Raw genomic sequence first — 12,217 nt, forward strand, 5'->3', positions numbered from 1 at the left:
GGACCCGGACGCCTCACGACGCGCCCCCCACAAGCCCCGTCTGCACCTGCAAGGTCTTCCGCCGAGCGATCCGGACCGCCCGCCCCGGAATCAGCTCCCGCCCCTTCACACTCCCGAACAGGTACCCCTCACTCGGCGGACACGACATCAACAACCCCGGCGTATTGACCTCCTGCAACCGCCGCAGCAACGACTCGTTCAGCCCCCGCCCGGCCCCCGCCGAAGACCGCGCCACCACCAGGTGCAACCCCACCTCGTGCCCCAGCGCCAGATGGTCGAGGAGCGGAGCGAACGGCTGCGTCATCGGCCCGCCGCCCACCATGTCGTAGTCGTCGACCAGGATGAACAGCCGAGGCCCCTGCCACCAGTCGCACAACCGCATCCGCGACGGCGCGATGTCCTCCCCCGGAACCCGCTGCTTGACCGCCCGCGCCGCCCCGTCCACCAGGTCCCGCAGCATGTCCAGGGAGACGGCGTGCCCGAGCCGGTACGCCTCGGGAACGCTCTCCACCAGCTCCCGCCGGTAGTCCACCGTCATGATCCGCGCCTCGGCCGGCGTATACCGCTCGGTGATGCCGCGCGCGACCAGCTTCAGCAGGTTCGTCTTGCCGCTCTCCGCGTCGCCCACCACGATCAGATGCGGGTTCTCGGTGAAGTCGTGCCACACCGGCGCCAGTTCGTTCTCGTCCAGGCCGATGGCGATCCGCAGTCCGTTCTCGCCCTCCGGCTCCGGCAGCTCCTCCACCGGCAGCGTCGAAGGCAGCATCCGCACCCGTGGTGCGGCGGGCCCCGTCCAGTTCTCGCCGATCGCGGCGACCAGTCCCGCGACCCCGTCCGCGAGGTCGTCGGCGTCCTCGACCCCGTCGACGCGCGGCAGCGCCGACAGGTAGTGCAGCTTGTCGGAGGTCAGCCCCCGTCCCGCGCTGCGCGGGATCGTCGCCGCCTTCCGGGAGTCGATCTGGGAGTCCATCGGATCACCCATCCGCAGCTCCAGCCGGGTCCCGGTCTGGTCGCGCACCGACGACGACAGCTCCACCCAGCGGGCGGTGGTGACGATCAGATGGACCCCGTAGTTGAGCCCGCGGGCGGCCAGCGCGTTGAACGTGGGGATGTGCCGGTCGAAGTCCTGGCGCACGGTGGCCCAGCCGTCGATGACCAGGAAGACGTCCCCGTGCGGCTCGTCGGGGAACTCGCCCGCCGCACGCCGCTTGCGGTACGTCGCCATGGAGTCGATGCCGTGCTCCAGGAAGAACCGCTCCCGCCGGGCGAGCAGCGTGGTGACCTCCGCGATCGTACGACCCACCCGCTCGGTGTCGACGCGCGCCGCGACCCCGCTCATATGGGGCAGCTCGTCCAGCGCGGCCAGTGTGCCGCCGCCGAAGTCGAGGCAGTAGAACTGCACTTCGCGCGGGGTGTGGGTGAGGGCCAGCGCGGTGATGAGGGTCCGCAGCAGCGTGCTCTTGCCGCTCTGCGGCCCTCCGGCGATGGCCACATGGCCCCCGGCCGCCGACAGGTCCACGGTCAGCAGATCGCGCAACTGGTCGAAGGGCCGGTCGACCACGCCCACCGGCACGGTGAGCCGCCCCCGCAGCGGCCAGTCGGCCGTGGTCAGGCCGTACCGCGGGTCGGGTGACAGCGGGGGCAGGATCTGGTCCAGGGTGGCCGGCCGGCCCAGCGGCGGCAGCCACACCTGGTGGGCGGGCGGCCCCGCCCCGCGCAGCCGGTCGAGCGCCACCGACAGCAGCGTCTCCCCGCCGCCGTCCCCCTCACCCTCCGGCTCCGGCCCGGTCTCGTCGGGCCCGCCCGCCGTGTCCGGGTCCGCGGGGGCGCGCGGCACCACCCACTCCGCCGTCCACGGCACCACCTGCCGCGCCACCTGCGCCTGTACGACGGCCCGCCGCCGCTGGTACGGCCCCGAGACGTACGCGGCCCGGAACCGGGTCAGCGCGTCGACACCGCTCTTGAGGAACCCGGCACCCGGCTGCGCCGGCAGCTCGTAGGCGTCCGGCACACCCAGCACGCCCCGGCTCTCCATCGCGGAGAACGTCCGCAGACCGATCCGGTACGACAGATGGCTCTCCAGCTGGTGCATACGGCCCTCGTCGAGGCGCTGCGAGGCCAGCAGCAGATGGACCCCGAGACTGCGCCCGAGCCGGCCGATCATCACGAACAGCTCCATGAAGTCGCGGTGCGATGCGAGCAGTTCGCTGAACTCGTCGACCACCACGAACAGACTGGGCAGCGGCTGCAACGGCGTCCCGGACTGCCGCGCCTTCTCGTACTCCAGCGCGGAGGTGTAGTTACCGGCGGCACGCAGCAGCTCCTGCCGCCGGATCAGCTCCCCGTGCAGGGCGTCCTGCATCCGGGAGACCAGCGCCACCTCGTCGGCGAGGTTGGTGATGACCGCCGAGGTGTGCGGCAGTTCGTCGAGGCCGAGGAAGGTGGCGCCGCCCTTGAAGTCGACGAGGACGAAGTTCAGCGTCTCGGAGGAGTTGGTCAGCGCCAGCCCCAGCACCAGCGTGCGCAGCAGCTCGCTCTTGCCGGAACCGGTCGCGCCGATCAGCATGCCGTGCGGTCCCGTACCGCCCTGCGCCGACTCCTTGATGTCCAGCTCCACGGGCCTGCCCTCACCGCTCACCGCGATCGGCACCCGCAGCCGGGCACTGCCGGTCGCCTTCTCCCACAGCGTGGCCGGGTCGTGCCGGTGCAGATCGGGGATGTTCAGCAGCGAGGTCAGCTCGACATCGTTGGCGAGCGGCTTGGAGTCGTCGCCGCCCACACTCATCCGGTACGGCGCCAGCAGCCGGGCCAGCGCCAGCGCGCCCACCGTGCCCAGCCGGTCGGGCCGGCCGAGCACCGTCGACTGCTCCTTGCGGTCGCGGTCGGTGCGCACCAGCGCGACACCGCTGTCGTCCACCTCCAGGCGCAGCGTGGTCCGCCCCGGCTTCCACGCGAGCGCACCGGTGAGGTCGAGCACCACCGCGTTGCGGAACCCGTGCCCGTCGAAGCGGTGCCCCGCCGGCACCGTGCAGCCGTCGATCACGACGACCGTGTACGGCTCCTCACGCCCCGGTACCGCGTCGGGGTCGGCGCCCGGCCGCTCCAGGAACTCCGCGCCGAGCAGGTTCTCCAGCTCGGTGAAGGCCGAGGCGATCAGGCGGGCCGGTCCGGCGCCGTCCTCGTCGTGGCGGTGCAGGCTGTGCGGCAGCCACTTCGCCCACTCCCACTCCGCGCGCCGCTCGTCCGAGACGCACAGCGCGATCCACAGGTCGTCGGGGGAGTGGAACACCGCCAACTGTGCGAGCAGGGACCGCGCCTGGGCCCGTATCCGCTCCTCGTCCCCGCGGAACAGCACCTTCGACCAGGCCCGCAGATAGATCGCGATGGGCTGGTCGCGGACGGTGGAGTAGGCGCGGGTGAAGCTGCGCAGCGCGTGCGCGCTCAGCGGCTCCAGGTCCTCGACGGGCTTGGTCGACAGCGGTGTCAGCTTCATCGCCAGCCGCTGGTCGCCCACGCCCATCCGCACCTCGGCGAAGTCCTCGTCCGACGTCCGCCGTTCCCACAACCGGGTGCTGCGCACCAGCGACGACAGCGCGTCGGGCTCGGGATGGCGCCAGGCGAGGGCGCGCTGCTGCTCGACGATGGACGCCCGCACCATGCGCCGGGTCTGCCGCAGATACCGCAGGTAGTCGCGGCGTTCGCCCTTCATCCGCTGCTTGCGCTCGCCGTTGCGCCGCATGACCTGACCGAGCATCATGCCCGCCGACGCGATCACCATCACACCGAGCGCGATGTAGATGAATCCGCCGCTGCTCTGGCTCATCCCCGGCCGCATGAACATCAGCATCATGGAGACCGACATCAGCGCCATCGGCAGATACGTCCACACCGCGGAACTGTCCGGCACGACTTCCGGAAGCGTGGGCGGCTCCTGGAGACTCAGTTCCCCCGACGGCATTTCCGGCCCTTTGCGGCGGGCCGGGCGGCGGAACAGGATCACGCTCAACGAACGTCCTCCTCAATGATTTCGGAAGGAATTCCGGGGGGAACTCCGCGAGAACGTCGCGGGTTTTACCGTAAAGAGTCAGAGTCCCGCGCGACGGCGTCGGGAAAATGGCCGTAAGGTGCCGTGACGCTGAACTCCCGGAGTGGTGTTGCGAAAAGCCCGGCGTACGGTCAAACTCGTCGGCGCATGCCCCGTCCGACTTTTCCGTCGCGTTCGGCGACCGACCGGTGTGCCGCTGCCACCTTCCAGCCACCGCGTATCCCGTGGTCCGCCAGAAAGTGTGAACCCCGAAGCCATGACCGACATTCAGACGGCAAGCCTGTGCCGCGTCACCGTACGTGCTCCGGCCAGGACCGTCGACCTGGCCGTGCCCTCCGACGTCCCCGTCGCCGATCTGCTGCCCACAGTGATCGGCTACGGAGGGGACGACCTGGAGGAAACCGGTCTGGAGCACGGAGGTTGGGTGCTCCAACGGCTCGGCGGTCCACCGCTCGACCCCGAGAGTACCTTGGACTCCCTCGGTCTGCGGGACGGAGAGGAGCTTTATCTGCGGCCGCGCACCGAGGCGCTGCCCGAGGTGCACATCGACGACCTGGTCGACGGCATCGCCGACGGCATGGGCCGCAGACCGCACGGCTGGAGTCCGGAGGCCGGCCGGCGCCTGCTGCGCGGACTGGCCGCGGCCACCCTCGCGCTGGGCATCGTGCTGCTGGCCATGCCCGGCACGGCGGGCTGGATACGGGCGGTCGCCGCCTCGGCCGCCGGACTGCTGTTGATCGCCGGGGCGGGCTCCGCCTCCCGCGCCGTCGGGGACGCCGGAGCCGGCTCGGTGCTCGGCCTGATGGCGGCCCCCTACTTCGCCCTGGCGGGCTGGCTGCTGCCCGGCGGAGACCTCGGCGGCGCCGACGGCGAGGCCGTCCTCGGCGCACGGCTGCTGGCGGCGTCCGCGGCCGGCGGCGCGGGCACGGTACTCGCCCTGGCGGCGGTCGGCGTCTACCCGGCGCTGTTCATCGGCGCGGCCTGTGTCGCGGCGGCGGGCGCGCTCGGCGCCGCCCTGATCACCCTGGACCTGGCGCCGCAGCAGGCGGCCGGTGTGGTGGCCGTCGTGGTGGTGCTCTTCGGCGGGTTCGTCCCGTCGCTGTCGTTCCGGCTGGCCGGCATGCGGATGCCGCCCCTGCCGACCAACGTCCAGCAGCTCCAGCAGGGCATCGACCCGTACTCCTCCTCGGACGTCGACGCGCGCTCCGCGCTGGCGGACGGCTGGATGACCGCCCTCTACGGCGCCATCGGCCTGGTGTGCCTGCCCTGCCTGGCGGCGCTCATGGCCGCGCCGGGCCTCGCCGAGATCCTCACCGTCGTGGCCTTCTCCCTGCTCCTGCTGCTGCACAGCCGGGGGCTGGGCAACGTCTGGCAGCGGCTGGCGCTGACCTGCGCCGGGGCCTGGGGCGTGGTCCTGCTGCTGTTCGTGTCCGCGCGCTCCCTCGCCCCGGCGGACCGGCTGACCCTGACGGCCGGGCTGATGGGGCTGGCCGCCGCGATCACCATCGCCTCGTGGACGGTGCCCGGACGGCGGCTCGTCCCGTACTGGGGGCGCGCGGCCGAGCTGCTGCACTCACTCGCCGCCCTCAGCATCCTGCCGCTGACGCTCTGGTCGATGGGCGTCTACGGCTGGCTCCGCGGCATCAACGGCTGACCCGGGAGACACGGCGACATGCACAGCAAGCGAGACCAGGTACAGGCGCATCTCTTCATCATGGGGCGGCTGGCCTCGGCCATGCTGCGCGCCGAGCCGGACTCCCCGGAGAGCCCGCTGGGCCGGACCAACCGCGGCGCCGCGATCGGCGTGATCATCGCCGTGCTGGTGTGCGCCGGCGCCTTCGTCTTCGGACTCATCCGGCCCGGCGGCAACGACTCGTGGCGCTCGGGGGAGAACCTGATCGTCGACAAGGACACCGGCGCCCGCTACCTGTACCTGGACGGGCGGCTGCGCCCGGTGCGCAACTACGCGTCGGCCCGGCTGGTCACCGGCGGCGAGGTCGGCGTCACGACGGTGGGCACGTCCTCGCTGGCCGGCACCCCGCACGGAACGCCCATCGGCATCCCCGACGGGCCCGAGGCACTGCCGGGCACGGGCGACCTGGACCGCACCCCGTGGCTGGTGTGTTCCGGCATCCTGCCGCGGACGACGGGCGTCGTCACGACGACCACGACACTCGCCCTCGGCACCGACGCCCCGCAGGACGTGCCCGGCGGCCGGCGGCTGGGCGAGAACGAGGGCCTGCTGGTCACCGGCCCGGACGACGCCGCGTACCTGCTGTGGCAGGGCAGCCGGCTGCGCCTGGACGAGCGGGCGAAGGCGGCCGAGGCCCTCGGGTACGGCGACGTCACCCCGCGTCCCGTCTCCGCGGCGTTCCTCGACGCCTTCCCGCTGGGACCCGACCTGGCCCCCGCCGACGTACCCGGCCGGGGTGAGAAGGGCCCCGAACTGGGCGGGCGGAGCACCAGGATCGGGCAGCTCTTCAAGGTCGACGTCCCAGGCTCCGCCGCCCGCTACCACCTGCTCACGCGGGAGGGCCTCGTCCCCCTCACCGACACCGGCGCCACCCTCCTGCTGGGCGACCCGCGAACACGTGAGAAGGCGTACGACGGTGAGGCCGCGGCCGTGGTGACGCTCGGCGCGGACACCCTGGCCGGGCATCTCGCCCCGGACGCGCGGAGCTCGGGGACGGAGAGGCTGCCCGCGAAGCCGCCGAAGGCGGTCACCGTCGCCACCGGTTCCGTGTCCTGCGCGGAGGTCGACTCCGCGGACTCCGGTGTGCGGGTGGGCACTTCGGTGCTGCCCCGGAACGCCCTGCCCCCGGCGGTGCAGGCACCGGCGCCCGAGGTCGAACCGGGCTGCCTGAAGGTCGACTCCATCGCCGTACGGGCGGGGAAGGGCGCGCTGGTCAGGGCGTTGAGCGCGAGCGGCAGCGCACTGGGCGACACCACGTACCTGGTGACGGACGAGGGCGTGAAGTACCGGCTGCTGTCCCAGGAGGCGGTGAAGGCGCTGGGCTACGAGGGCGTCGAGGCGCGGACGATGCCGTCCCCGATGCTGGCCATGCTGCCCAGCGGCCCGGACCTGACCCCCGAGGCGGCGGCCGAGGGAGAGGCGAGGGTGACGCTGCGGTGCCCCCGGACATAGGGGGTGACGGCCCTCGAGGGGAAGCAGCCGACAGGGAAATTCTTGGCGTCCCGCGGTCACCTCACGTTCAGCCGGGCGCTCGTCGGCACCCCGGTGAGCGGCGCGGATGCCCGATCTGTCCGGCCGGATCCACCGCGCCGCTCACTTGAGCGGCGTGAATTCCGGGTCATTGCTCAATTGAGCCTCAGAATAGGGGACTTCGCGGTTCCGCGGGCAATTGCCAAACAAGTTGCGGCCTGCATAGCATCTGGCCACCCCATGGCCCCGGCGAGTCATTCGTGATCGTAGGGGCGCCCTGTCTGCCCGCAGGGTGAAGTGGGGGCCGCAGCCCGGTGAGTTTCACCGAAAAGGGAGTTCTCTCATGGCCATGCAGCAGTCCGAGGAACGCGCGACCCGCAATGGGATCATGGCGCTGGAACAGGCTTTCACCGGTGTTCAGCGCTGCCAGCAGGACGTGCAGTCCACGTCGCACACACTCGCCTCGAATTACGGGGGCGCGGACGGTGGAAAGTACAAGAAGCTGCTGGAGCAGTGGGACGAGCACGTCGACACGATCCTGATCAACCTGGACCGGATGGTCGACGAGCTCAACGGCACCCTCACGGAGCACGGGCTGGTGCAGGGATCCACCAGCGACGCGATCGACGCGGAGTACTCGCGCTCCACGCAGGTCTTCGACGAGCTCAACGGCACCAACACGTCGTCGAACTGACCTTCGGCGCATCCGCCAGGCGCCGTCCCTTCCCGCTCGTCATTCTCCCGGTGAATCGAGGACTTCGATGGACTTCTCCGACGGCTACATCTACGTCGACTACAACCACGCCGAAGGCGCGGCGGACGACATGGTCGGCCAGTCCCAGGCGATCATGAGCATTCTGGCCAACCTGGAGATGGAACTGGCCGAACTCCGCAACAGCTGGATCGGTGACGACCGGGACGTCTACAGCGAGGTCCAGGCGAAATGGGACAACGCCGTCCAGAACATCAAGAACCTGCTCGCCAACCACTCCGGGCTGCTCACCGAGATCTCCTCCAACTACCGGTACACCGAGCAGAACCTTTCGCAGCGGTGGGGCGACATCAGGATCGGCAGCCGCTGACGCCGGCCGGTGACGGAAGGGTGATCACATGGCCGTCACGGTCCTCGACAGCACGTTCCTGAAGAATTTCATCAACAACCAGATCGACGGCTTCCGGACGACCCTGGAGAACATCCTCAAGGACAGCCCGACCGCCGGCCCGGCGATCTCGTTCATCGCGGACAGTATCTCGACCACGACGATCCTGTCCTCGAAGCCGCTCGTCATCGGCCCCATGGCCGAGGAGAACAGCGTGGTCGGCGGGGGAGCCCTGAACAAGGTCATCCAGCAGGGCGCGGGCGAGGTCGAGCGCATCCTGGAGGATCAGACGGTTCTCTTCGAGGACCTCGAACAGGCGTTGTGGGACACGATCAACGAGCTGGCCAAGGCTCAGGGCAAGAATCTCGAGAACATCACCGCGGACGAGTTCATGGACATCTTCGAGGATGTCGACAGTGATCTCGACAATCCGGGTGGCAACGAAGAGGAAGAGTAGCGGAGTTCGGCGATGGCCAACCCCGAGGACAACAACGACGACTACTGGAAGAAAGCAGTCGACCTGCTCACCGGCTACGTTCTGCCGGAGCGGAAGACGTTGTTCGACACCCTCAAGGGCAACGACGGCATCCCGATGATCCATGTCCGGGTGGAGGACGAGGGCGGTCCGGGCTATTCGTCGGGTTTCCTGTCCTCGGGCGGTTGGGGCACCCACAACACCAACTACACCATTCCGTACTACCAGCCGGCCGGAAACGGCACGGACGTCTCCGAAGGCAGCTACCTCTACCAGTACCGCGTGTACATCACCTTCCTCGCCACGCCCTCGACCGCGCCGCCGAGCGGCGAGGACGTGATCGCGAAATTCGAGAAGACCAGCAAGGTCCTGATGGACAAGGGCGGCTCGAACAGCGAGGGCGAGAAGCTCGACTGGGACACCAGCGCCCTGGTCCAGTACATCTACGGTTCCAAGGCCGCCCTCGACCAGTTGACGATGTGGCCCTACTCCACCCACGGATTCGAGAACCGCGGCATCAAGGTGGGCGACGGCGCCTACGTCGATCTGCTCACCTTCACGAAGACGGCCCAGGCGTTCGACCGGGTCGTCAAGTTCTTCGAGGACAGCGCGGTCACCATCGGCAAGTGGGACACCGAGAACATCGGAGAGGGCAGCGACTCCTGGGACGGCACGTCGGCCGCCATCTTCAAGGAGCTCATCCACAAGCTGGCCCGGAACTACGAGGGGTACGCCGACCAGCTCGACGGCAAGGGCAGCGAGGGCCTCGGGACCACCATCGACATGGTGATGGTGAGGTCCGAGCCGGCCCGGGCACTGGCCGCGGCCCAGGGCGTCGTCCGCGCCCAGGCGCAGAAACTGCGGGACGCCTGGGTGGCGTGGAGGGCCGAGAGCAATCCGCAGCGCTGGCTCTACGACATGCTGCAGGACGCCCGGCTGAAGCTCTTCGACACCCAGTTCGACAAGACGGACATCGACACGGTGTCCAGTGGCTCCGGGCCGTACACGACCTGGCACAACTACGTGGTGTCGACCGCCGGCTTCCGGAACGAGATCGTCATCGGGGAGAAGTCGTACGGCAAGCCGAGCGACATGACCACGTGGAAGGCGATCGCCGACGAGGCGGTGCGCCGGTGGGAGCAGTCCGTGCAGGACTGGCTCAGCACGAAGGGCGCCGAGGCCATCGTGGCCATCAACAAGGCGTTCAAGGAAGCCGAGAAGGCGTTCGACACCAGCATCACCGACAGGGACGACCGTCCTCTCTCCGAGATCTCCGCCAAGGAGGAGGCCGACGCCGAGAAGAAGAAGGCGGAGGCCGAAGCGGCGGCCGCCAAGGCCGAAGCGGAGCGGGAGAAGGCCGAGGCGAAGGCGGAGGCCGAGAAGGAGAAGGCGGAGGCGAAGGCCGAGCGGGACCGCGAGAAGGCCGAGGCCGAGCGGGAGAAGGCCGAGGCGAAGGCGGAGGCCGAGAAGGAGAAGGCGGAGGCGAAGGCCGAGCGGGACCGCGAGAAGGCGGAGGCCAAGGCCGAGCAGGAGGCCGCCAAGGCGGAGGCCGAGAAGGAGAAGGCCGAGGCGAAGGCCGAGCGGGACCGCGAGAAGGCGGAGGCCAAGGCCGAGCAGGAGGCCGCCAAGGCGGAGGCCGAGAAGGAGAAGGCCGAGGCCAAGGCCGAGCAGGAGCGCGAGAAGGCGGAGGCCAAGGCCGAGCAGGAGGCCGCCAAGGCGGAGGCCGAGAAGGAGAAGGCCGAGGCCAAGGCCGAGCAGGAGCGCGAGAAGGCGGAGGCCAAGGCCGAACAGGAGGCCGCCAAGGCGGAGGCCCAGCAACAGCAGGCGTTCGTCCTCGCGCAGAACCAGAAGGCTCAGGACGAGGCGAAGAAGGAACGGGAGCGGGCCGCGGCCCAGGCCGAAGCCGACCGCGCCGAGGCCAAGGCCGAGCAGGAGGCCGCCAAGGAAGAGGCGGCGAAGGAGAAGGCGGAGGCCAAGGCGGAGCAGGAGGCCGCCAAGGAAGAGGCCAAGCGCGAGCAGGAGGCGGCCAAGGCGGAGGCCGAGAAGGAGAAGGCGGAGGCGAAGGCCGAGCAGGAGGCCGCCAAGGAAGAGGCCAAGCGCGAGCAGGAGGCGGCCAAGGCGGAGGCCGAGAAGGAGAAGGCGGAGGCCAAGGCCGAGCAGGAGGCCGCGCAGGCCGAGGCGAAGCAGGAACAGGCGGCCGCCAGGGCCGAGGCGGAGCGCGAGCAGGAAGCCGCCAGGGCCGAGGCGGACGCCGAGCGGGAAGCCGTCAAGCAGGACCAGGCCGACGCGCAGGCCAGGGCGGAGGCCCAGCAGGAGGAGGCCCGCCGCGAGGCCCTCCAGGAGAGGCAGCAGGCCAGGCTGGACGCCGAGAACGCCAAGGCCGACGCGCAGGCCGACTACGAACAGGAGAAGGCCGAGGCCCGCGCCGAGCGCGACGCCGCCCTCCAGGACGCCGACCGCCAGGAGGCGGCGGCGCGACAGGAGTACGAGCAGGAGAAGGCCGAGGCCCAGGAACAGCGGGACCAGGCACGGGCGGACGCCGAGCAGGAACGCGCGGAGGCACGCCAGGAGTACGAGCGTGAGATCGCCGCCGGCACCGACGAGAACGAGGCCCGCGAGGAGTACGACCGGCGGATCGCGGAGATCGACGCCGCCGAACGGGAGGCCCTCGAACGGGCGGACGCCGCCGAGGCCGACGCCAGGAACGAGTACGACCAGGCGAAGGCCGACGCCCAGGCGGAACGCGAAGAGGCGCGCACCGAGGCCGAACAGGCGCGCAAGGACGCCAAGGCCGAGTACGACCAGCGCATGGCCGACATCCAGGCCGAGTACGACCGGATCACCGCCGACGAGAAGGACATCGACGAGCTGATCCGGCAGCGCATCGCCGACCTCCCGGAGCCCCCCGACCTCTCCGCCTACAACGCGGGCGGCTCCACGGGCTCGGCCGGCTCCGCGTACTCCTCCGTGTTCAACGACAACCTCTACAACCAGGACGACCTCGCCTCGGCGCTCGGACGGCCGCAGAGCAGCGACGCCCTGGCGGGCGCCTCCGCCGACGGCACCGGCACGGGAGCGGGCTCGCCGGGGATGTACCCGCCGATGATGCGCGGCGCGGGCGGCGGCGAGGCCGGCGGCAACTCCGGCGAGCGCACCAGGACCGTCATCGAGCCCACGGTCGGCCGCTCCGGCCGTACGGCCGCCGCCGCACAGGCCGTCGACGAGGAGCACCGCGTCGTCCCCAGGTCCACGCAGACCAGCAGCAGCACGCCCTTCATGCCGCCCATGGGAGGCATGGGCGGGGCGGGGGACAGGCCGCAGACGGAGAGCGGGGACAGGGAACGGACCACGTGGCTGGCCGAGGACGAGGACGTCTGGGGCACCGACGAGGGCGGCGCGCCGCAGGCCCTGGGGCGCTGAGGGGAAGGGGACCT

Annotated in this window: 7 protein-coding genes; 6 read left to right on the forward strand and 1 reads right to left on the reverse strand. The window is 70.6% G+C overall.

The genetic code is table 11. The annotated features are described in order from the left end of the window. Window positions 1–13: 13 nt before the first annotated feature. Entirely contained in the window at window positions 14–3,958 is a 3,945-nt protein-coding gene (gene eccCa, locus AMK33_RS31150; RefSeq protein ID WP_079195047.1) for a type VII secretion protein EccCa, read from the reverse strand. A 343-nt stretch (window positions 3,959–4,301) separates the two neighbouring features. Here eccCa and eccD point away from each other — a divergent pair, with 343 nt between their 5' ends. From eccD to AMK33_RS42560, 6 genes are all read left to right on the forward strand, one after another. After that, complete coding sequence (eccD, locus tag AMK33_RS31155) at window positions 4,302–5,699, forward strand: type VII secretion integral membrane protein EccD (protein ID WP_073936356.1); 1,398 nt, start codon at window positions 4,302–4,304, stop codon at window positions 5,697–5,699. 18 nt (window positions 5,700–5,717) lie between these two features. Then, entirely contained in the window at window positions 5,718–7,190 is a 1,473-nt protein-coding gene (eccB, locus tag AMK33_RS31160; protein ID WP_073936357.1) for a type VII secretion protein EccB, read from the forward strand. Between the two features lie 361 nt (window positions 7,191–7,551). Next, entirely contained in the window at window positions 7,552–7,902 is a 351-nt protein-coding gene (locus tag AMK33_RS31165; RefSeq protein ID WP_073936358.1) for a hypothetical protein, read from the forward strand. Window positions 7,903–7,969: 67 nt separating this feature from the next. Then, window positions 7,970–8,290 carry a WXG100 family type VII secretion target gene (locus AMK33_RS31170; RefSeq protein ID WP_073936359.1) on the forward strand — a complete coding sequence of 107 codons (321 nt, stop codon included), beginning with the start codon at window positions 7,970–7,972 and terminating at the stop codon, window positions 8,288–8,290. Window positions 8,291–8,318: 28 nt separating this feature from the next. Beyond that, the gene (locus tag AMK33_RS31175) at window positions 8,319–8,765 is read left to right on the forward strand and encodes a type VII secretion system-associated protein (RefSeq protein WP_073936360.1); all 447 of its coding nucleotides are present in this window, start codon (window positions 8,319–8,321) and stop codon (window positions 8,763–8,765) included. A 12-nt stretch (window positions 8,766–8,777) separates the two neighbouring features. Next, entirely contained in the window at window positions 8,778–12,203 is a 3,426-nt protein-coding gene (locus AMK33_RS42560; RefSeq protein WP_073936361.1) for an AAWKG family protein, read from the forward strand. Window positions 12,204–12,217 lie beyond the last annotated feature (14 nt).

Source organism: Streptomyces sp. CB02400 (assembly GCF_001905725.1).
GTDB lineage: Bacteria > Actinomycetota > Actinomycetes > Streptomycetales > Streptomycetaceae > Streptomyces > Streptomyces atrovirens.

What these genes read in the sequence shown, in the direction of transcription:
- eccCa (WP_079195047.1), bottom strand. Translation starts at nt 3,958, where the DNA reads ATGCCGTCGGGGGAACTGAGTCTCCAGGAGCCGCCCACGCTTCCGGAA.
- eccD (WP_073936356.1), top strand. Translation starts at nt 4,302, where the DNA reads ATGACCGACATTCAGACGGCAAGCCTGTGCCGCGTCACCGTACGTGCT.
- eccB (WP_073936357.1), top strand. Translation starts at nt 5,718, where the DNA reads ATGCACAGCAAGCGAGACCAGGTACAGGCGCATCTCTTCATCATGGGG.
- AMK33_RS31165 (WP_073936358.1), top strand. Translation starts at nt 7,552, where the DNA reads ATGGCCATGCAGCAGTCCGAGGAACGCGCGACCCGCAATGGGATCATG.
- AMK33_RS31170 (WP_073936359.1), top strand. Translation starts at nt 7,970, where the DNA reads ATGGACTTCTCCGACGGCTACATCTACGTCGACTACAACCACGCCGAA.
- AMK33_RS31175 (WP_073936360.1), top strand. Translation starts at nt 8,319, where the DNA reads ATGGCCGTCACGGTCCTCGACAGCACGTTCCTGAAGAATTTCATCAAC.
- AMK33_RS42560 (WP_073936361.1), top strand. Translation starts at nt 8,778, where the DNA reads ATGGCCAACCCCGAGGACAACAACGACGACTACTGGAAGAAAGCAGTC.